The following is a 20,312-nucleotide window of genomic DNA, read 5'->3' as shown; positions in this document are numbered from 1 at the left end:
TCTTGCTTTGCCCAAAGGGGGCTGCATTGAAACGTCTTGTCATCAACACGCTGGAGAAAAAATCCAAAATTCACAAGGAGCTTCAGGGGCATTTCTCGGAGCATCTGGGCCGCTGCATTTATGAGGGGCTGTATGTCGGAGAGAACAATACGGAGATCCCGAATGTCAACGGAATGCGATCGGATGTCGTGGAGGCGCTGAAAGCGATCCGCATCCCGGTTCTACGCTGGCCGGGCGGCTGCTTTGCCGACGAGTATCACTGGCAGGACGGGATCGGTCCGAAAGAAAGCCGCAAGCGGATGATCAACACGCACTGGGGCGGCGTGGTCGAGGACAACAGCTTCGGAACACATGAGTTTATGGAGCTCTGCGATCAGCTTGGCTGCGAGGCCTATATCAATGCCAATGTCGGCAGCGGCTCTGTCCGGGAGATGAGCGAATGGGTGGAGTATATGACCTTTGAGGGGCTCTCTCCGATGTCTCAGCTCCGGGAAAAAAACGGCCGGAAAGAGGCATGGCATCCGGCCTTTCTCGGTGTCGGCAATGAGAACTGGGGCTGCGGCGGCAACATGACGCCGGAGTATTACGCGAACGAGTTCCGCCAGTATTCGACCTACTGCCGAACCTATGATCCGGGCTTTCCTCTCTATAAGATCGCCTGCGGCCCGAACGCCGGCGATTATCAATGGATGGAGCGGCTCTGCCGGGTACTGTCCCCGCTGGAGGCCAGTCTCCGCTCCGGACTGCTGCGCGGCATTTCTCTGCATTATTACACCGTCCCCGGAGACTTTGAACACAAGAAGTCAGCCACGGATTTTGATGTGGAGACCTATTATGAGACGCTCCATAAGGCCTATTACATGGAGGAGCTGATCCGTCGTCACGGGACGATCATGGATCAGTTTGACCCCGAAAAGAAGATCGGGCTCATCATCGATGAGTGGGGGAGCTGGTATGAGGTGGAGCCCGGTACAAATCCCGGCTTCCTCTATCAGCAGAACACCATGCGCGATGCGATGATTGCGGGCATTACGCTCAATATTTTCAATCAGTACAGCGACCGCGTCCGCATGGCGAATATCGCGCAGCTCGTCAATGTGCTGCAGTCGGTGATTCTGACGGACGGCCGCCGCATGATCAAGACACCGACTTACCATGTGTTTGATCTGTTCAAGGAGCATCAGGAAAATACGCTGCTCGGCAGCTATCTCGAGAACGAAATGATCGGCGCCGGGGAGTGGCGCATACCCGAGCTGTCCCAGTCGGCGTCGCAGTCGGCGGACGGTTCGCTGGTGATCACGCTGGTCAACGTCTCGGACAGCCGCGATGAGGAGATCAGAATTCTGCCGGTGGAATATCGGGCATCCTCCGCGTCGGGGCGCATCGTGAGCGGTGAGATTCACGAGAAGAACAGCTTTGAGGACACGGACGCGGTCTGCGTCCGGGCGATGGATGAAACGCAGCTTGTCCTGTATCCGGACGGCGCCGCGGCGGTGAAGCTCCCGGCGTGCTCGGCGGCGGAGATTATTCTTCGGAAATAAGCTCGGGGAGAAAGCCATGCGCGTACTTGCCATAGAATCAAGTACATCTTCGGCCAAGGCGCTGATTTTTGATTCGGACAAAGGGATCGTTTCCGCCTGCGAGGAGCCCTATCCTACATCTGTCTCGGAAAATGGCAGAAGCGATCCCCGGGGAGTTCTGGAATACAGCTGCAGAGCGGCGGCGCAGGCGCTCGGAGCGCTCTGTGCCGGAGGGAAAAAGCCGGAAATCGACGCCGTTTCGCTCTGCGGGGTCTGGCAGGGCCTCTGTGTGCTGTCCGGGGATATGGAGCCCTGTTCGCCGGTGTACTCATGGAATTTTACCGGGGCGGCGCCTCTGTGTGCGCGGCTCCGGCGGGATCGTGAGCGAACGGAATGGCTTTACCGGCGCACCGGCTGCATGCCGCATTCCGGCTATCCCCGCCATGTCATCCAGTATCTGAGGCAGGAGGGGGCGGAGCTCTCGGATAAGCGGTTTATCACGCAGGGAGCCTACAATTTTTATCGTCTTACGGGCTGCTATGAGGAGACCGCTTGCATGCAGTCCGGCGGAGGCCTCGTGTCGCTCACATCCGGGGACTATGATGCGGAGATTCTCGATTGGCTGGGGATCCGTAGAGAACAGCTGGGGCAGCTTACGGGGTATCGCAGTCCCCGTCCGCTGAGCGCTGCGGGGGCGGGGCTGCTGGGGCTTCCGGCGGGAACTCCCGTCGTGCCGGCCCATGCGGACGGCGCGCTCAATCAAATCGGAAATTATGCGGCGGGCGGGGGCGTGATGACGCTCTCCGTCGGAACCAGCGGCGCGCTTCGCCTCGCGGCGGATCAGCCGGCGCTTTCGGACAATCATGCGCTCTGGTGCTACCGCGGCGCCGACGCGTATCTCACCGGTGCGGCGACGTCGGGGGCGGGCAACTGCATCGGCTGGTTCCGGGATAAAATGGCGGCGGGCTGTTCCTACGGGGAGCTGGAGGATGCGGCGGACGAGCTCACGGAGCTCCCTGTCTTTCTTCCGTTTCTTTACGGGGAGAGAAGCCCCGGCTGGCGGGATGACCGGCGCGGCGCGTTCCGGGAGCTTCTGCCGCAGCACGGGCTTCGGGAAATGTATAAAGCGGTGCAGATGGGCGTTCTGTTCCATCTGAAGCAGTGCTTCGACGTGCTAAGAGAGAGCTGCGGTACTCCGTCGGAGATCATCGTCTCCGGCGGCATCACCAAATCGGAGGTCTGGCTCCGGATGCTGGCAGACATCTTCGAGCAGGACATTCTCGTGTCCGATTTTCCTCATGCTTCGATGCTCGGCGCCGCGGCGCTGGGGCTTGCGGCGGGCGGGGTGATCGGCGATCCCGCGGATTTTGCGTGGGGAAAGGACCGGCTGATTCTGATCCGGAGCCGGGAGGAAAAACAGCCGTTTTACTGCAGCCATTATCGAAAATACATGGATGCCTATGGGGAGAGCGCGGGAGGCTGACCGGTTTGTAATGCAGTGACAGGACAGTCTTTTGACGAAAATAGTTTGTTAAAAACCGGAATCCGTCCGTGGCGGCGGGCTCCGGTTTTTATTTTCTGATGCCTTGATTAATCGGCTTCAATCAACTATTATCCGGAATGCTGTAACCTTGCGAAATCGTTCTGCGTCTATTGTTACAGAGGCGAATGGCAGGAGATAACGGAAATGGCAGAGGAAATGCCGGACGAAGCTTTTCCTGAGCTGCTTTCCGTTCTTTTCGATATCTCACAGGTGTAGTGTGATACGTTTTTTTGAATACCTGGGTGAGAACCGGATCATGAAAGCGAACGATGACCGCCGGCTCACTGTAACAGTCGAGGGACCGGCAACACTCCAGGGCTTTGGCTCCACCGCTTGTCGATGACTGAAGCTGATTACCCGCTTTGTCTCTCAGAGACCGGAACAGCTTCTGCAATTCTTAACAATTTATAAAATGTGGAAGAAAGGCTTGCACATTTGTTATATATGATATATAACAGACAATGAAGAGAGGGAATGAAGAAAGAAATCAGGGAACCTGCTCTTCGGAAATATAAGAAGCAGATGTTGTCCGGGCAAACGGCCCGGGACAGGAAAGGAGAGATCAATATGTTGATGCCGATGCTTTGGAATGGAAATAATGGAGTGATGGACTGGACCGATCCTTTTGATGCGATGGATCGTGCGCTGAGCAGCTTCTGGGGTGATTCTCTCGAGACGACCAAATCCATGAAGACCGATGTGATCGAGGAGAACGGGAATTACCGTCTGGAGGCCGAGCTTCCGGGCTTTCAGAAAGAAGACATTCATGTTGACATGAAGAACGGGAATCTTACGATCTCGGCGGCGCATGAGGAGAACAATGACGAAAAAGACGGGAACGGCAGATACATCCGCCGCGAGCGCCGCTATGCTTCGTATCAGCGGAGCTTCCGTGTGGGAGAGAATCTCCAGCCGGAGGATATCGAGGCGAAGTACGAGAACGGCGTTCTGACACTGGTGATTCCGAAAAAGGAGAGTCTCCCGCAGCAGGAGGAGGTAAAGCGGATCGAAGTGAAGTGAGGCGGCAGAGCCGCAGCTGTCCGCGTGCAGAACAAATGCGGAAAGGGGTGTCCCCGGACGCCCCGGATATGATATATTTTCATAAGGAATGATACAGAGCCCCGCGGGAGTGCGCCGCTGCGGAAAAGTCCGCAGCGCAAGGGCATGGCGCTTCCGCGGGGTATTTGTGTTATTCTGCAAAGGCCATCTTGCAGAGTGAGCGCTCCGGCGGGCACCCTGTCGCCTATTACGGCGAGATTCTGAAAGCATATATTATGGAGGACTGAGAAACCATGGCGACAGGAAGAATACGGTTTTACGCACAGACACAGGGCGGACAGACAGAGATCAGCTACGTGATACCCAACGATATTCCGGCGATGGTGACGGAGGGGAACCGGAGCTTTGACCGCCCGATGAAGGCGCTTTATCTCCTGCACGGATATTCCGGGAACGATGCGGACTGGGAGTACAACGGCATCGCAGAGGAGCTGGCTCTCCGCTATAATCTGGCCGTGTTTATGCTGACGGCGGGCAATAATTTCTATCTGGACAGGGAGGCCACGGGCCGTCAGTACAGCAGCTTTGCCGGAAAAGAGGCCGTTGAATACACAAGAAGACTGTTCGGCCTTTCCGGGAGGAGAGAGGATACGCTGATCGGCGGACTTTCCATGGGTGGGTTCGGCGCGCTCCATACGGCGCTTGCCTTTCCGGAGACGTTCGGGGGAGCGGTGGCCCTGTCCTCGGCGCTGATTATCCATGCCATTGCGGGGATGAAGCCCGGCACGGCGGATGCTGTGGCAAACTATGCCTATTACCGCGAGGTGTTCGGGGATCTCGGCGCGGTCGGGACATCGGATGCGAACCCGGAAGTGCTGTACCGGCGCTGCGCGGCGGAAAACCGGCCGATCCCGCCAATTTACATGGCGGTGGGGACGGAGGACTTTCTTTATGAAAACAATCAGGAGTTCCGCCGGTTTCTGGAGGAGGCCGGTGCGGACTTCTGCTATGAGGAGGGGCCGGGAATCCACGACTGGAAATTCTGGAATCAATATATTCTGAACGGTGTGGAGTGGATCCTGAAGCGCACGGAGGAGGCATAAAATTGGTCAAGACGGGAAAAGAGCCGGTTCTGGAGCTGGATGTGCGTCTGGACGGCTTCCATGAGGTGCACGGAAAACGGGGAGAGGCCTGCATGATTCCGTTCCACGGGACCGCGGACGGCCCTCTGTTTCAAGGAAGCATTCTGCCGGGCGGCGTGGATACGCAGACGCAAAGGAAAGGAGAGGCGCGCTTTCTCTCTGCCCGTTACATTCTGGAGGGGGTGGATGCGGACGGCGGGAGCTGCCGCATATTCATTGAGAATAACGGTGCGATAGGACCGGACGGCATCACGACGCGTCCGAGGATCTTTACGGACAGCGCCGTGCTGTCATGGCTGGAGGACGCGGCGCTTTGCGGGACCGTAGAGTCGAACGGCGAAAAAAGAGTGCGGATCTGTTTTTACCGGACGGAGGAAGCCTGACCGGGGCTCCGCAAAGAAAGTGCCCGGCGCCGGAGTCGAAAGCGGCATCCTGACGTAAGGCTCACATTAGCAGCCGCAGACGGGTGTCCAGCGTGCGCAGAACGAGGCGGGTGGCCCTGCCGCTCACCTCGCCGTCCGTGTGAACCCACAGGGAACAGGGGGAGGAAAGCTCAATGCGCCTCCCCCTGTCTGCGTGGACGACATCGTAGCGAAGATGATTCCCCTTGTAAGCGGTGGGAAAAATTCGGAAAAAGGCCATGTTGTTCTTCGGGTCGGCGAAGCAGGTATCGAGGATGCCATCCTGCGCGTCGGCCTGCGGACAGAACTGAAAACCGCCGCCCTCAAAGCGGTGATTCATCACCGCGGCCAGAAGCAGCCGGTTGTAATGGATCGGCTCCCTGTCATCGTAGAGAGCGTCCAGCCCGGCGTTCCGATAGGTAAAGATCAGCTTTATGGCGCCCATGATATAGCTGAGCTTTCCCAGATGCAGAATATTGAGAAATTTTTTCAGCGGGGAATGCGTCACATAGGCGCAGATCGCCGCGTCAAATCCCATGCCGCAGCTGATGAGAAAACGGCGGCGGATATAATCCCCGTGCTGTACTGTGCCGCGGGGGAGCGGCTGCATGTCGCAGACGCCGAAGAGCTCGGCTTCGCCGATATCGGAGCGGCGGCAGACCTTGCCCTCAAGAATGCGGCGGGCAACGGCGACAGGGTCTTTCGGGAGCTCCAGATCCCGTGCGAGGTCGTTGCCGGAGCCTGCCGGGATGAGTCCGACCTTTACCCTCGACAGATCGGCGATGCCGTTCAGCGCCTCATTTAAGGAACCGTCGCCTCCCACAAGGACAAGCTCCGGCTCGTCGGCTTCGTTTTCCGGAGCGCTGGCTGTCAGTTCATGGCAGATTTCGGAGATGCCGCGTTCCGGCGTGGACAGGTGCACCTCATAGCGCCGGCCGCTCGATGCGAAGACGGGCTCGAGCCTTGCCCACAGCTTGCGGGTTCTGCCGGATGCGCCGTTCGGATTGATGATGATATGCAGCATAGGGACCTCAATGTCTCGGGATTTTTGCGGGGTGGATGCGGCAAGGGAGCGAAAGTGACGCTCTCTGATGGAATTATAGCATGCCGCTTCCGTGCAGGGCGTGTTTGTGCCGGATTATTCCGGACGGACGGATCGTGTGAGAAATCACGCGGATGCGCTGATTTTGGTTTTCTATCATATTCTGCATCCGCTGTTCAATAAATCTGGAAGCTATCCTTATTTTTCCCGCTCAGCAGTTTTATCCACTTTCTCTGCCTATGGGCATAAAAGCAATTCGCCCACATCCATATGAAGATTGTTTTCCATCCGGCATCTACATCAACCATATCCGTATATCTGCACTTGTTCCCCGGTAATTCTTCGAGAATAATCTCATGATTCCACACAGGAACATGTTCATTTCTTTCATGAGTATAGATTCCCTCATCCGGTCCGAATCGGATCACATGGATCGTATGAGTTCCAAATGGGATAATGCCAAACAGCCTGAACGTAAAACGTGAAGTACTTCCAACCTCCCATGACATACTGTCGACGCCATCCACCGGCGTAAATGTTGCATACGGATATGCAATATATTGAAGTGTTTTTAGCTTCAACAGCCTTGCAAACACTCTCTTTTTGCTCGCTGGGAATATGCTTGTCTTTTTAACCGTTTTCATAAAGTGCTCTTTCTTTACAACCGTTTCCACATGGAGGATTAACGCGAAGATCCCGCCTGCTCGAGCGGAGCGATGGAACGGCGGATTTTGAGATAACCGTTGATCTGAATGGAGACGGGGTAGTTATCCGGATCCCGTATCAACTTAAGCAGACGCTCCGTGGCCAGCTACCCCATATAATGACGGGGAATGTGAATGGTTGTGAGCGGAGGTTCCATGTAGCCTGCCATCGGAATATCATCAAAGCCGATGATGGAAATATCCTCGGGTATGTGGTAGCCTTTCTGCCGGAAGGCCCCGATGGCAATCATATCGTTGTCGGCAAAGTAACTGGGGGCAATTTCTTCTCTGCTGTCCAAGATTTCCAGCATGTCTCTTTCCGCGGCCTCAATTGTGTTGGCAGAGAGGTCGTGCACTATGGATTTTGTCTTTGACATCAGATTGTAGCGCAGGGCGGTATAGAAGCCCTGTGCGCGACGCTCAAAGTCCCATGTGCGGATGCTGGAGCGGAGATAGCCGGGTTGCACCGCTCTTTTGTTGATGAGATAATTTGTGGCCTGAAAGGCAGCGTCCTCATTATTGATCTGAATAAAGTCGATTTTGGAGCTGGGAAAGTAATTGTCCAGCACGACGGTTGGAATTCCACAGAAAGTGCTGACCATGGTGATCCGGTATCCCGCGTTTGCACCGGCGAACTCGATGCCGTTGAAAGTGGAGCGGAAAAAACCGGTGTCGAAATTGAGATGAGAGGAATAATAGATGACGTAGATCGTGCCGTCGCCCTTGCGGCGGCACGCCATAGAGGACAGATTCATTCCGTGATCGAGAGCGGTCTTTTTTACAAGACTCCGGGTTTTGGCACTGACACCGGGGCGGTCATTGAGAGTGAAAGAGACGGCGGCCTCGGAGAGGCCGAGCAGCTTTGCAAGTTCTTTGGAGGTCATAGGCAAAAGGCTTTCCGGCAGACGCGCCGGGCGGCAGAGGGCGTGTGTCTCCCGATTTGTGCTGCGCCTTGAACAAAAGTAATAATATACAGAATAATTATAGCATGAATTTTGTGCAAAATGGAATGAATTAAGCAGGATTAAGTAAATAGAGGAAAAATTAGGCGTGTAAATTAAGTGAATGGATGATATAGTCAGCTTACAGTGGACTGTTGCATTTCATAATAATTCCGCCGATATGCGGGAACGGAGGAAAAATGGCAGATATCAAAGCGCTGATAGCACAGATGACATTGGAGGAAAAGGCCGGGCTCTGCTCCGGAGCGGACTTCTGGCACACCAAGGCGGTGGAGCGTCTGGAGATTCCGTCGGTTATGGTAAGCGACGGGCCGCACGGCCTGCGCAAGCAGGCGGAGGGCGGCGACCATCTGGGGATCAATGACAGTATTGTCTCCGTGTGCTTCCCGGCGGGCTGTGCGACGGCGGCCTCCTTTGACCGGGCGCTTGTAAGGGAGATGGGCGGCACCATCGGCAATGAATGTCAGGCGGAAAAGGTTTCCGTCGTTCTGGGACCGGCGGTGAATATCAAGCGCTCCCCCCTCTGCGGACGGAATTTTGAGTATCTGTCCGAGGACCCGTATCTTGCGGGCGAGATGGCGGCGAGCTATATCAGCGGCGTGCAGGAGAAGCATGTCGGAACCTCGATCAAGCATTTTGCGCTGAACAATCAGGAGCATGAGCGCATGAGCGGCTCCTCCGAGGCCGATGAGAGAACCATCCGGGAAATCTATCTTCCCGCGTTTGAGACGGCGGTGAAGAAGTCCCAGCCCAAAACCATCATGAATTCCTATAATCGGATCAACGGGGTGTTCGCGGCGGAGAACCACCGTCTTCTGACGGAGATTCTGCGGGACGAATGGGGCTTTGAGGGCTATGTGGTCTCGGACTGGGGCGCGACGAATGACCGCGTGAAAGGGATGGAGGCCGGAGAGGATCTGGAAATGCCCGGCGGAAACTTTGCGAACGACGCGCTGATCGTGCGCGCGGTCCGCGAGGGACGGCTCCCGGAGAGCACGCTGGACGAGGCGGTCCGCAGGATACTGACGGTCGTGTATGATTATGCGGAGAATGTCTCCCCGGACGCGGTATTTGACAGAGAGAGGGACCACGCGAAAGCGGTGGATATCGCGGCGCAGTGCATGGTTCTGCTGAAAAATGAGAACGGGGTTCTTCCGCTCTCCGCGCATGCGGCAGGTTGCGGGAACCCGGACGGGCCGATCCTCTTTGTCGGCGAGTTTGCGGAGAAACCCCGCTTCCAAGGTGGCGGAAGCTCCCATATCAACTGCTATCAGATCACGGACGCTCTGCGCGAGGCAAGAAAGCGGACGGATGTTCAGTACGCAAAGGGCTTCCCCGCAGACGGCGACGTCAGCCGCGAGGAGGATTTTGCGGAGGCGGAGGCGCTTGCGAAAGGGGCGTCGCGGGTCGTGGTCTTTGCGGGACTTCCGGATTCGTTTGAATCGGAGGGCTACGACCGCAGCAGCATGAAGCTGCCGGCCTGTCAGGATGCGCTGATCGAAAGGCTGGCCGCGGTGAATCCGAATCTTATCGTCGTGCTTCATAACGGATCGCCGGTGGAGATGCCGTGGGCGGACAGGGTGAGCGCGATTCTCGAGGCATATCTTGGCGGCGAGGGGAGCGGCGAGGCTGTCGTGCGCATCCTGTTTGGCGAGGAGAATCCCTCCGGCAAGCTCGCGGAAACGTTCCCTCTCCGTCTTGAGGATACACCCTGCTATCTGAATTTCCCCGGAAAGGGAGGCAAAGTGTTTTACCGCGAGGGCGTCTTTGTGGGCTACCGCTACTACGACAGCCGGCGGATGGAGGTACTGTTCCCGTTCGGACACGGGCTGTCCTACACCAGTTTCCGGATCGGCGCGCCGGTGCTGTCCGCCTCGGATATACGGGATACGGACACGGTGCGCGTGACGGTCGAGGTGACAAATACGGGAACGGTCTTCGGACGCGAGGTTGTGCAGCTCTATGTGCGCGATCTCACGGGGACGGAAATTCGCCCGGACAAGGAGCTCAAGGGCTTTGCGAAAATCGCGCTTGCGCCGGGCGAGACCGGGACGGTGAGCATGGAGCTCGACAAGCGCTCATTCGCGTTTTACAGTGAGGAAATCGGAGACTGGTATGCGCCGACCGGAGAATATGAAATTCTTGTCGGAAATTCGTCGAGAAATATTGCGGGAACGGCAAAGCTCCATGTGACGAGCACCAATGCGCCCCGTTTTGCGGTGCATGCGAACACCATGCTGGGCGAGCTGATGCAGCATCCGGAGACGGCGGAGATCCTGAAAACGACGCTTCTTTCGCACATGGCGCTCCTCGCCCCGCAGGAAAAGGACGAGAACGGCAGGGATCAGGCGGTTTCCGAGGATATGGGAATGGCGATGATGCGCTATATGCCGATCCGCGCGCTTCGGAGCTTCGGCTCTCTGACGGATGAGAACGTGGAGGAAATTGTCGCGGCGCTGAACCGGGCGCTGGGGAACTGAGCACGGACGGGCGGCGGATCGTTCCGCGGCATCTGTCCTGAATGGGAATGAGGAAACAAATACTGCCTCCCCCGGCTGTGTCATGCCGGAGGGAGGCAGTGTCCGTTCCGAGGATATCGTACCGCCCTCGCGGTATCTGCTTCCGCCAGACCGTCGTGTCATCCGGCCGTGCCAGCTCCCGTTACAAAGCGCCGCTGAGGCTACCGTTGAAGTGCCTTCGGCGTGCTTCGGTCTTTCACAGCTTCAGGAACCATGTAAGCGGCGCCTGCGGGCTGGTATGCGGCGCAATGATTTTTTCCATCCAGACCATATTGTACCAGCGGCCGAATTTATAACCGCAGCGCAGGTGCTCGCCGATCAGGCGGTAGCCGAGGTGACTGTGAAATTCGATGCTGTTTCGTGTAAGATATTTATCGGGCGCTTCGGGGCTGGCGATGCAGGCGTACAGGTTGGTGATCCCCATGCGTGCGAGCGCGTCCTCGAGAGCGGTGTAGAGCGCTCTGCCGGCTCCGGTCCGGCGGGCCACCGGGTCCACATAGATGGAGGTCTCCACGGCATAGTCGTAGGCCGGCCGGTTTTTGAATACACCGGCGCAGCAGTAGCCGATCACGCGCCCGTTTTCTTCCGCGACAAGAAAGGGGTAACGGAGGAGCGTGCTCTCGATCCGACGCCGGAATTCTTCCGGCGAGGGAACCTCGTATTCAAAGGAAACGGCGGTGTCTCTCACATACGGAGCATAGATTTCCAGAAGCCGCGGCGCGTCGCCGGGGACAGCGGTCCGGACGGACAGCAGGGAGGCGCGGGCATCCGGCGGGGCGGGAGCCTCTGCCTGCGCCCCGCCGGCGGGCGAAGACAGCTCCAGACGCATGGCGACATGGGGGATGCCGGCTTCGGAAAATTCCCCGGAGCATCGGATAAAGCCGAGCTTTTCATAAAAACCGGCCGTATGAAGCTGTGCGCCGAGGCGAAGCTCGTGGATTCCGGGCTGTGTTCCGGCGGTCCGGATGGCCGTCTGCATGAGTGCGGTGCCGAGTCCCTCGCCCTTTCGGACGGCGAGCACGCGGCCGATCCGAAGCGCCGAGGAGACTTCCGGGTCGGGGAACATACGGAGATAGCAGGCCACGGTTCCGTTTTCCTGCATGCGGAATATGTGGAGGCTGCTGTAATCGAGCCCGTCGGCATCCGGATACAGTATTTTTTCTTCTCCGACAAAGATCTGCGCCCGGGCCCGGAAGATTTCATACAGCTCGGCGGCGGTCAGCTCCTGAAACGCTTTGATACGGAACGGGAACATGGCATAATTCTCCTTGGGGTATACGGGAAGACAATGACAATATAGATAATATCGGAAATATCTTACCGCGGGGTGCAGGAGCGGTCAAACGGGACAGAATGCAACCGCCGGTTGACAGATTGCAAGGCCTGCATGGTAGCGCGCAACCGCCGTATTTCTTATGCTGATATCGCAAACGAGGACAGCGGGCGGCGGCGCAGAGAGACTGACGGAGGCGCCGTCCGGAAACGGCGGGATGGAAAAGCAGAGATGGAAAACAGGGATCCCGGGAAAGGACGACGTATGATTCTGGCAGATAAAATTATGGAGCTTCGCAAAAAGGAGGGCTGGTCGCAGGAACAGCTCGCGGAGAAGCTGGGCGTGAGCCGCCAGTCGGTTTCCAAATGGGAGAGCGTGCAGGCGATGCCCGACATGAATAAGCTGCTGCAGCTTTCGGATCTGTTTGCGGTATCGACGGATTATCTTCTGCGGGAGGATATGGGGGAGGAGCTGAAAGCGCTCCCTGCGGTGAATGAAACGGTTGTAAATGAACAGGGAGAAAAGCTGACCTATGTTTCGCTGGAGGAGGCCAACGAGTATCTTGCGCTGAACGGGCGGAATGCCGGCTGGATTGCGGTTGGCGTGGCGATGTGCATCGTGTCTCCGATTCTTCTTATCTTTCTGTCCGCGGCCGGAGAGGCGGGATATCTCCCGATCACGGAGGATCAAGGCGGAATATTGGGACTGATTCCTCTGATTCTTCTCATTGCGGGAGCGGTCGCGATTTTTGTGGCGGTGTCGCTTCGGAGCAGACGCTTTGAATATCTGGGCAAGGAGCAGCTGGATACCGCCTACGGTGTGAAAGGAATGACGAAAGAGGCGCGGAGCAGCTATGAATCCGAGCATACCCGCGATATGGTCGCAGGGATCGTGCTGTGCATTTTTGCGGTGGTTCCGGCACTGATCGGCGGCTTTTTCGAGGAGGGAGCCATCGGGAAAGAAAATAATTTCGCCATGGCGCTGGGCGTGTGTCTGCTCCTTGCGATGGTGGCGGCAGGCGTTTTCCTGATTGTCCGCACCAGCGTGATATGGGACGGTTTCCAGACGCTCCTTGAGGAGGGAGACTATACCCGCAGGCATAAGCTGGCGCAGGAAAAGATCGGCAGAATATACTGGCCGATCGTCACCGCTGTGTATCTGCTGGTCAGCTTTCTGACTATGCGCTGGGATATCACGTGGGTCATATGGCCGGTCGCCGGGGTTCTGTCCGGAATTTTCGGATGAGTCTCTGCCTTATTTCAGATTGATGAGAACCAGCCCGATGAGGCAGACGGCGATGCCGGCGATTTTATTCCAGTTGAGTGCCTCGTGGTAGAGGAGGCGCCCCACAAGGATGAGGGCCGCGGCAACAAAGGCGCTCTGGACAATATTGAGCATACTGACCTGCCACCCGTTCCGGTAGGCGAAGAGCATGCCGACATCCAGTCCCACGACGATGCCGAGCAGAAACGGAGCCCAGTTCAGCTTTGCGTATTCGTGCAGGAGATCCGCATCCCGGTGCAGAGCAAAGTAGAGAGTCGCGGAGACGACGGCTCCCACAAGATACGTGATCGTCATGGAGGCCAGAGGATCCATCCCGGAGGGGAGGGCCTTGGCGCAGATCTGGTAAATGACATTGGAGAGAATAACGAGAGCAACGGGCCAGAGATAAGCAAGCATGAAAGCGGTCCTCATAAATGTGTCAGCACAGTGTCAGTCGGAGCTGGGGATCAATCCAGCTTTCCTGCGCGGCGTGGTGTATGATGTCGTCCGGCCCGATAGACCCAATCAGCAGCGGCGATTCCGGGTCGTGCAGAGCCATGTTTCTTCGGACCACGTCCCGGTCGGCGTTCGCATAGCAGTACCGGCACAGGTGGCCGCAGCTGTTGTACTGCCCGATGTCTCCGGTGAGATAGCAGGCGCATTCCTTTCGGTTCTTCGGATTCGGCGGAACATTCAGATTCCGGCCGATGGCCTGCTCAAAGATGCGGACGGTCATGCAGCCGCCGCAGTCCGCGCCCCGCGCGGCGAGCTCCGGGCTCTCCCCGCAGGGGCGGACCGTCATGCCGTATGCCGCGGCGATACGGACAAATTCTGCGGTCAGCCGGTGCTGCTCGGCAGGCGGAATCGCCGTCGCCTCGGGATAATTGTTCTTCACTTTCCGGAAAAGATCGATGAAGCTGATGACGCAGGTCTTCGTGCTGCCGGCAAGTGCGCGGGCCATCTCGCCAAAATCCCGAATGTGATGCTCGGGAGTGTAGGTTTTATCGAGCAGAATGGGATCATAGCGCCATGCGACAGAATCCGCGCCGACGAGCTGTGACAGACGCAGAAAGCTGTCGATCACTTCCTCTTTCGGAGGAACGTTCGGCTCGATTTCGCGCCCGTAGGGAGTGATGGTGACGAACCAGTACTGACCGTAGGGCGAAAGGAGCTCCATGCGGCCCCGGCGCAGCATGGGCGCAGGATTTTTTGTGCAGAAGCCGATCAGATCCACAACGGAGGGGTTCAGCTCGTAGCGGGTGACGGAGAGCGGATTATACGGATTGCGCACGAGAACAAAGCCCTCCCGCAGGCGGTTCGCGAACCAATCCGCGTAAAAGGCGGGAATATCTGTTCTCATTCCGGTCTGAATGATCATATCCGTCTCCATGCCGAAGCGCTTCTTTTTGCGCGGGGGCGCGCCGCTGCCCGGCTCCCATTATCTTACCATCGGACGGCGCGGTTTTCATGCTATAATTATTTCGTCTGCAGCCGGTGCTGCAGGCGATTTTTATCGTTGACAGGTAAGAAAGGAAGCTCCGGGCGGCGCCCGGCGCAGAGTACGGAATCCGGGGAGCACGGCAATGACTGTTCCGGGATCGAGAACATCATTGAATAGCACCGGACTGGAATCCGGGGGGCGCCGGCGGCAGGGCCGCAGGAGGAAAGGCAGGGACATATGCGTTTTATTCAGGATCTTCGCGAGGGCGACAGCGTCCATGATATTTATCTGTGCAAAAAGAAGCAGGAGCTCAAAACCAAGGCGGGCAAGGCCTACGACAGCCTGACGCTGCAGGACAAAACTGGGACGCTTGACGCCAAGATCTGGGAGCCGGGCAACATGGGAATCGGTGAGTTCGACAATCTTGATTATATTGATGTCACGGGCAGCATCACCAGCTTTCAGGGCAATCTGCAGCTCAATGTCACCCGTGTGCGGCGCTGCCGCGAGGGGGAGTACGATCCGGCCAATTACCTCCCGGTTTCCAGCAAGTCGATCGATGAGATGTATGCGGAACTGACGCATTATATTGAAACCATCCATACGGAGCCGATGCAGAAGCTCCTCCGGGCGTTTTTTACCGAGGATCAGGCTTTTGCCGCGGCGTTCCGCAGCTCTTCGGCGGCCAAGATGATCCACCACGGCTTTGTGGGGGGACTCCTCGAGCACACCCTCGGAGTCACGAATCTCTGCCATTATTACTGCAAGGCCTATCCGATACTGAAGCGTGATCTGCTCGTTCCGGCGGCCATGCTTCATGATATCGGAAAGATTCGCGAGCTCTCGGCCTTTCCGAAGAATGATTATACCGACGAGGGGCAGTTCATCGGCCACCTTGTGATCGGGGTGGAGATGGTGGATGAAAAGCTGCGGGATATTCCGGATTTTCCGTCGCTGCTTGCCATGGAGCTGCGCCACTGCATTCTGGCCCATCATGGGGAGCTCGAGTACGGCTCTCCGAAAAAGCCTGCTCTGGCGGAGGCATCGGCCCTGCATTTTGCGGATAATACCGACGCGCGGATGGAGATGTTCAAGGAAATTCTGAGTGGCAGCAGTGTGAACGGCTGGCTCGGGTATCAGAACTCGCTGGAAAGCAATATCCGCAGGACGGAGCTGTGAGGATATGTCTGGAAAAAGAAAAAATACGCCGGTGCAGAAAGACGATATTCTCCATTTGACGATTGAAGACATCGGAAATGACGGCGAGGGAATCGGCCACGTTGTGCTGCCAGCGCAGTCTGGCAATGCGCAGCCCGGCGGGATGCAGTCTGGCGGCGCGCGGTTCGCTTCGGCAGAAAGTGAAAGCGCGGGTGCGGAACAGGGGAAACGCTACACTGTTTTTGTAAAGGATGCGGTGGTCGGGGATACGGTTACCGCTGCCGTTATGAAAGCTGCGCCGGGCTATGCGTATGCAAGGCTTCTGTCCGTCGACTGCCCCTCTCCGGATCGCGTCGAGGCAAGCTGCCCGATTGCCAGACAGTGCGGCGGATGTCAGCTCCAGACGCTTCGCTATGAAAAACAGCTTGCATTCAAGCAGAAAAAGGTGCGCGGGAATCTGCTCCGGCTCGGAAGTTTTGCACCCGCGCTTCTCGACCGTGTGATGCGGCCGATTGTGGGAATGGAGGAGCCGTTCCGTTATCGCAATAAGGCGCAGGTGCCGCTGGGGACGGACCGCAGCGGAAAGCCTGTCGCAGGCTTCTACGCAGGCCGGACGCACAGCATTGTCCCGATGACGGACTGCCTGCTCGGGGATGTGGGGAACGACAGAATTTTGCGGGCGGTGCTCGATTATATGCAGGAGGAACAGGTTCCGGCCTATGACGAAAAATCCGGCAGAGGCCTGTTGCGCCACGTTCTGATCCGAACCGGCCTGTACAGCCGTGAGATCATGGTCTGCCTTGTCGTCAACGGGAAAACGCTGCCCGCCGAGGAGCGTCTGGTGGAGCGGCTCCGCACCTTGCCCGGCGTTGCGGGAATATCCCTGAACTGCAATGAAGCCCGCGGCAACGTGATTCTCGGGAAAACGCTGCGCGTCATCTGGGGGGCGGAGGCGATCCGCGATTCACTGCGGGTGTTTGCGGTGGAGGATATGGGCGCGGAAAGCCGTGAGGGCCTGACGGAGAGGGAAGAAGCGGGAGACGGCGCCGGTTCTGATATTGGTTCCGGCGCCGGTTTGGCTTCTGGAGTGCGCTTTGTTTCGACTGGGGAACGTGTGGATTTCAGAATCTCGCCGCTCTCCTTTTATCAGGTGAATCCGAAACAGACGGAGAAGCTGTACAGTCTTGTTCTGGATTTTGCCGGGCTCACCGGAAAGGAAACGGTCTGGGATCTTTATTGCGGGATCGGCACGATCTCGCTTTTTCTTGCGCGCAGAGCGGGGAAAGTCTACGGGGTGGAGGTGATTCCCGAGGCGATCCGCGATGCAAGAGAAAACGCGCGCCTTAACGGAATATGCAATGTGCAGTTTGAGGTGGGGCGCGCGGAGGAGGTTCTGCCGCGCTACGTGGAGCGTCACCGGGAGGAATACCGCGAGCATCCGGTGGATGTCATTGTGGTCGATCCGCCGCGAAGGGGACTGGACGATGTGACGATTGCGACCTGCCTTGCGATGGCCCCGAAGCGCATCGTATATGTGAGCTGCGACAGCGCGACGCTTGCCCGCGATCTGGCGAAGCTGACGAGGGGGCAGAGGAGCAGGGACGGGGAGGAGTACCGGTATGAGCTCGAGAGAGTGCAGGCGGTGGACCAGTTCGGGCAGACGGTGCATGTTGAGACGGTAGTACTGCTTTCCCACAAGGCTCCGGACAGTCATATCAACGTAAAAGTGGAGTTCGGCGAGGGAAAAGGAAAGGTACCGCTTGATAAAATAGCAGAGAGGGCAGAAAAGTACAAAGCAAAAGAAAAGGTTACATATAAGATGATATAGGAGTACATAGAAGAAAAATACGGATTCAAGGTGCATAGCACTTATATAATAAAGGTGAAAAGAGCCTGATTTTTGCACTGGAGATGCGCCGTCGCGTAAAGGAACAGCTGAAGAAGCTGGGTGACATGGAGTCCTTTCATGTGAACTTCTCATACATTAATAACACGACTTTTGAAGGACACTACATTTCAGTGCTTGAGTAGGGCGGTGGAAAGTTGATTCCTGAGGGCGTGTGCAATTCTAGACTGGTATATGCGACAGTCTGTGGAAATCAGGAATGATCGGCTAGTTCCTTTTATTGAGCCAGATGTTCCCCGGAAACGGCAAATTCGATCGTACTGGTTTCGATTCTGACCGTGAATACAGAGAAGCTCCCCATACTGCGTTCAGTTTCCTGAAGGCGAATGGTAATCGGATAGGCGGCACTATCATCAAGGTAGATGAACTGGCGAACACTTTGCAGGTGTACTTGGACTCTGGAGCGAAAAGAGTATTGTTGCCGATAACCTCCATCGGGCTCTTGGTACTGTCCCGAATGATCTGGTTGGAGGATTTAATTTGATTTTCAATAACAGCGCTGAAGATGCGGTGTATAAAGCACTGGGAGTGGAGTAAGGAGAATATACATGTGGAATGATATAGAAACGTCAACAGATTATCTGCATTTTTCTGTTGTTTCGCAGGCAGTCGCGGACATGATTGTTGAATCGGGAAAGAGCCCAATATCTATAGGAGTTTCAGGAAGTTGGGGCTCAGGAAAATCATCGATGGTAAAGATGATCGGCCAGGATTTGAAGAACCGCGATGAGACAGACGAAAACTATATTTTTTTAGAGTTCAATGCTTGGCTTTATCAAGGATATGATGATGCCAGAGCAGCTCTGTTACAATCAGTTTCCAAAAAGCTGTCTTCCGAAATGAAAAAGAGAAAGATCCCTGAAGGAGATGGAGCTTGGGATAAACTGAAAAAGTTCACCAAAAGGATAAGCTGGTTTCAGGTTTCTAAATTAGTGCTTCCTCTTATCGCCAGTTTTATTCCCGGAGTTAATGCGGTAGGTGCAATCGGAGGTCTTGTCTCCGCCATTTCCAACAGTATAGGTAATCCAGAGGAAGCTTCGGCAAACAGCGAGGCTGTCAACAATGCGTTTGAGAAATTTGCTCCTGAAATGAAGGAACTCTTAAAAGATGAAGCGGCAAAGCCAGCAACTGAGCAGATTGAAGGACTCCGCAAGGAATTCCAAGAGCTCTTAGAAAAGCTCAATGTAAAATTAGTAGTGCTGGTTGACGATCTGGACAGATGTCTGCCGGAAACTGCTGTTTCAACACTTGAGGCTATGAGACTTTTGCTGTTTGTCGATAGAACTGCTTTTATCATTGCAGCAGATGAACAGATGATACGGAACGGCGTCCGAGCGCATTTTGGAGACGTTGAATTATCCGAAGGCTTAATCACAAGCTATTTCGATAAGCTGATACAGGTGCCGATTACTGTGCCGCGTTTGGGTGTTGCTGAAATCAAAGTATACATTGTCCTTCTGTATATCGAGGCAGATATCAGAAAGCACAATCTGGATGAAAAGATGCTTACTGACGCCCAGAAGAAGTTGAATGACTTGCTTTCTGGCGCATGGCAAACTCCCGTAACTAAGGAGGCTATCGAAAAAGCTTTGGAAAAAATCACTTTAGAGGGGCTTTCAGGTTATGTTTCTTTGGCAGATCAGTTAGCTGGTATTCTTGCGACGGCAGACAACATTAAGGGAAATCCAAGGTTAATAAAGAGGTTCATGAACTCACTGGAAATCCGCAAGAAAGTAGCAACATTTAACGGTATTACAGTTGATCCAGGGCTTCTTATCAAGATGCTACTCTTTGAAAGATGTGCTTCAGCCGGGGCTTTTGATTACTTGTCTCAGCAAGTCTTACAAGATGAGGATGGAAAACCGAACTTCATAAAAGAATTGGAAGATAGTTTGGTAACCGGCAATGAATACAATGCTCCTGACACTAATTGGGAGACGGATTTCATCAAGAAATGGTTGTTGTTGTCACCTGCTTTAGGCGAAATGGATTTGCGTCCATTGATTTATTTGAGCAAAGACAGATCAATGCCTTTTGCTGCATATGATGAGTTGTCTCCTGAAGGAAAGAAAATCTTAGAAGCTTTAAAGGTGGTGAAGAATGGACCGCTAAACCAGGGGCTAATAGATAAGATCAAGGGAATCGGAGAGATGGAATCCACACTGCTACTGAATCAAATTGCGCGAATCGGCAGGGGTAATCAGTGGAAAGTGGACACAGTGTGTGCGGCAATCCATATTACGGAGGCTTATCCTTCTATAGGAGATAGGTTGGCGTTAGCATTAGGTGAAATTCCATCGAAATCTGTTAAACCTGCGATCGTGGGACGAATCAAAGATAAGGATTGGGCAAAAGGATTGCTTGAAAAATGGGTTAACGATTCAGAAACACCAGAATCGGTTAAGAATTCTATAACGCCTAAGAAATCGAGGAAATAAG

Annotated in this window: 16 protein-coding genes and 1 pseudogene; 11 read left to right on the top strand and 6 right to left on the bottom strand. The window is 55.6% G+C overall.

Annotated elements, in window-relative coordinates; genetic code table 11:
- The first annotated feature begins 26 nt into the window (after positions 1–26).
- From E0E20_RS08180 to E0E20_RS08160, 5 genes are all read left to right on the top strand, one after another.
- Positions 27–1,541 (top strand): alpha-N-arabinofuranosidase, encoded by a 1,515-nt coding sequence (locus tag E0E20_RS08180; protein ID WP_130837721.1) that lies wholly within the window; start codon positions 27–29, stop codon positions 1,539–1,541.
- A gap of 16 nt (positions 1,542–1,557) precedes the next feature.
- Positions 1,558–3,003 (top strand): gluconokinase, encoded by a 1,446-nt coding sequence (locus E0E20_RS08175; RefSeq protein ID WP_130837720.1) that lies wholly within the window; start codon positions 1,558–1,560, stop codon positions 3,001–3,003.
- Between the two features lie 534 nt (positions 3,004–3,537).
- Positions 3,538–4,083, top strand: a complete 546-nt coding sequence (locus E0E20_RS08170) for an Hsp20/alpha crystallin family protein (RefSeq protein WP_242622726.1) — start codon at positions 3,538–3,540, stop codon at positions 4,081–4,083.
- 272 nt (positions 4,084–4,355) lie between these two features.
- Positions 4,356–5,165 carry an alpha/beta hydrolase gene (locus E0E20_RS08165; RefSeq protein ID WP_130837719.1) on the top strand — a complete coding sequence of 270 codons (810 nt, stop codon included), beginning with the start codon at positions 4,356–4,358 and terminating at the stop codon, positions 5,163–5,165.
- Positions 5,166–5,167: 2 nt separating this feature from the next.
- A complete protein-coding gene (locus E0E20_RS08160; protein WP_165444036.1) occupies positions 5,168–5,587 on the top strand; it encodes a DUF3237 family protein in 420 nt (139 codons plus the stop codon).
- A gap of 61 nt (positions 5,588–5,648) precedes the next feature.
- Here E0E20_RS08160 and E0E20_RS08155 read toward each other — a convergent pair whose 3' ends face one another.
- From E0E20_RS08155 to E0E20_RS08145, 3 genes are all read right to left on the bottom strand, one after another.
- Positions 5,649–6,629 carry a diacylglycerol/lipid kinase family protein gene (locus tag E0E20_RS08155; protein ID WP_130837717.1) on the bottom strand — a complete coding sequence of 327 codons (981 nt, stop codon included), beginning with the start codon at positions 6,627–6,629 and terminating at the stop codon, positions 5,649–5,651.
- A 194-nt stretch (positions 6,630–6,823) separates the two neighbouring features.
- Positions 6,824–7,291: a hypothetical protein gene (locus E0E20_RS08150; RefSeq protein ID WP_130837716.1), complete on the bottom strand. Its 468-nt coding sequence runs from the start codon at positions 7,289–7,291 to the stop codon at positions 6,824–6,826.
- Between the two features lie 167 nt (positions 7,292–7,458).
- The gene (locus E0E20_RS08145; protein ID WP_130837828.1) at positions 7,459–8,235 is read right to left on the bottom strand and encodes a LacI family DNA-binding transcriptional regulator; all 777 of its coding nucleotides are present in this window, start codon (positions 8,233–8,235) and stop codon (positions 7,459–7,461) included.
- A 257-nt stretch (positions 8,236–8,492) separates the two neighbouring features.
- Here E0E20_RS08145 and E0E20_RS08140 point away from each other — a divergent pair, with 257 nt between their 5' ends.
- A complete protein-coding gene (locus tag E0E20_RS08140; RefSeq protein ID WP_130837715.1) occupies positions 8,493–10,793 on the top strand; it encodes a glycoside hydrolase family 3 C-terminal domain-containing protein in 2,301 nt (766 codons plus the stop codon).
- Positions 10,794–11,028: 235 nt separating this feature from the next.
- On the opposite strand, the gene E0E20_RS08135 is transcribed toward E0E20_RS08140, so the two are convergent.
- The gene (locus E0E20_RS08135; protein WP_130837714.1) at positions 11,029–12,087 is read right to left on the bottom strand and encodes a GNAT family N-acetyltransferase; all 1,059 of its coding nucleotides are present in this window, start codon (positions 12,085–12,087) and stop codon (positions 11,029–11,031) included.
- 282 nt (positions 12,088–12,369) lie between these two features.
- Here E0E20_RS08135 and E0E20_RS08130 point away from each other — a divergent pair, with 282 nt between their 5' ends.
- Complete coding sequence (locus E0E20_RS08130) at positions 12,370–13,350, top strand: helix-turn-helix domain-containing protein (RefSeq protein ID WP_130837713.1); 981 nt, start codon at positions 12,370–12,372, stop codon at positions 13,348–13,350.
- 9 nt (positions 13,351–13,359) lie between these two features.
- On the opposite strand, the gene E0E20_RS08125 is transcribed toward E0E20_RS08130, so the two are convergent.
- Together E0E20_RS08125 and E0E20_RS08120 are read right to left on the bottom strand one after the other, a co-directional pair.
- On the bottom strand, positions 13,360–13,785 hold the full coding sequence (locus E0E20_RS08125; RefSeq protein WP_130837712.1) for an EamA family transporter: 426 nt from the start codon (positions 13,783–13,785) through the stop codon (positions 13,360–13,362).
- Between the two features lie 22 nt (positions 13,786–13,807).
- A complete protein-coding gene (locus E0E20_RS08120; protein WP_130837711.1) occupies positions 13,808–14,746 on the bottom strand; it encodes a DUF1848 domain-containing protein in 939 nt (312 codons plus the stop codon).
- Positions 14,747–15,046: 300 nt separating this feature from the next.
- Between E0E20_RS08120 and E0E20_RS08115 the strand changes: the two genes are divergently transcribed.
- The 4 genes and pseudogenes from E0E20_RS08115 (at position 15,047) to E0E20_RS08100 (ending at position 20,311) form a co-directional block, all read left to right on the top strand.
- Positions 15,047–15,988: a 3'-5' exoribonuclease YhaM family protein gene (locus E0E20_RS08115; protein WP_130837710.1), complete on the top strand. Its 942-nt coding sequence runs from the start codon at positions 15,047–15,049 to the stop codon at positions 15,986–15,988.
- 4 nt (positions 15,989–15,992) lie between these two features.
- Complete coding sequence (gene rlmD / locus E0E20_RS14465; RefSeq protein ID WP_330508873.1) at positions 15,993–17,795, top strand: 23S rRNA (uracil(1939)-C(5))-methyltransferase RlmD; 1,803 nt, start codon at positions 15,993–15,995, stop codon at positions 17,793–17,795.
- Between the two features lie 56 nt (positions 17,796–17,851).
- Positions 17,852–18,410 (top strand): annotated as a pseudogene (locus tag E0E20_RS14585) (protease Lon-related BREX system protein BrxL); the annotation flags it as partial.
- Between the two features lie 11 nt (positions 18,411–18,421).
- A complete protein-coding gene (locus tag E0E20_RS08100; RefSeq protein WP_130837709.1) occupies positions 18,422–20,311 on the top strand; it encodes a KAP family P-loop NTPase fold protein in 1,890 nt (629 codons plus the stop codon).
- The last annotated feature ends 1 nt before the right edge of the window (position 20,312 follow it).

This window comes from Lachnoclostridium sp. Marseille-P6806 (assembly GCF_900625025.1).
GTDB lineage: Bacteria > Bacillota > Clostridia > Lachnospirales > Lachnospiraceae > CAG-791.
This window is presented reverse-complemented; position numbering and strand designations above follow the sequence as displayed.

What these genes read in the sequence shown, in the direction of transcription:
- E0E20_RS08175 (WP_130837720.1), top strand. Translation starts at nt 1,558, where the DNA reads ATGCGCGTACTTGCCATAGAATCAAGTACATCTTCGGCCAAGGCGCTG.
- E0E20_RS08170 (WP_242622726.1), top strand. Translation starts at nt 3,538, where the DNA reads ATGAAGAAAGAAATCAGGGAACCTGCTCTTCGGAAATATAAGAAGCAG.
- E0E20_RS08165 (WP_130837719.1), top strand. Translation starts at nt 4,356, where the DNA reads ATGGCGACAGGAAGAATACGGTTTTACGCACAGACACAGGGCGGACAG.
- E0E20_RS08155 (WP_130837717.1), bottom strand. Translation starts at nt 6,629, where the DNA reads ATGCTGCATATCATCATCAATCCGAACGGCGCATCCGGCAGAACCCGC.
- E0E20_RS08150 (WP_130837716.1), bottom strand. Translation starts at nt 7,291, where the DNA reads ATGAAAACGGTTAAAAAGACAAGCATATTCCCAGCGAGCAAAAAGAGA.
- E0E20_RS08145 (WP_130837828.1), bottom strand. Translation starts at nt 8,235, where the DNA reads ATGACCTCCAAAGAACTTGCAAAGCTGCTCGGCCTCTCCGAGGCCGCC.
- E0E20_RS08140 (WP_130837715.1), top strand. Translation starts at nt 8,493, where the DNA reads ATGGCAGATATCAAAGCGCTGATAGCACAGATGACATTGGAGGAAAAG.
- E0E20_RS08135 (WP_130837714.1), bottom strand. Translation starts at nt 12,087, where the DNA reads ATGTTCCCGTTCCGTATCAAAGCGTTTCAGGAGCTGACCGCCGCCGAG.
- E0E20_RS08130 (WP_130837713.1), top strand. Translation starts at nt 12,370, where the DNA reads ATGATTCTGGCAGATAAAATTATGGAGCTTCGCAAAAAGGAGGGCTGG.
- E0E20_RS08125 (WP_130837712.1), bottom strand. Translation starts at nt 13,785, where the DNA reads ATGCTTGCTTATCTCTGGCCCGTTGCTCTCGTTATTCTCTCCAATGTC.
- E0E20_RS08120 (WP_130837711.1), bottom strand. Translation starts at nt 14,746, where the DNA reads ATGATCATTCAGACCGGAATGAGAACAGATATTCCCGCCTTTTACGCG.
- E0E20_RS08115 (WP_130837710.1), top strand. Translation starts at nt 15,047, where the DNA reads ATGCGTTTTATTCAGGATCTTCGCGAGGGCGACAGCGTCCATGATATT.
- rlmD (WP_330508873.1), top strand. Translation starts at nt 15,993, where the DNA reads ATGTCTGGAAAAAGAAAAAATACGCCGGTGCAGAAAGACGATATTCTC.
- E0E20_RS08100 (WP_130837709.1), top strand. Translation starts at nt 18,422, where the DNA reads ATGTGGAATGATATAGAAACGTCAACAGATTATCTGCATTTTTCTGTT.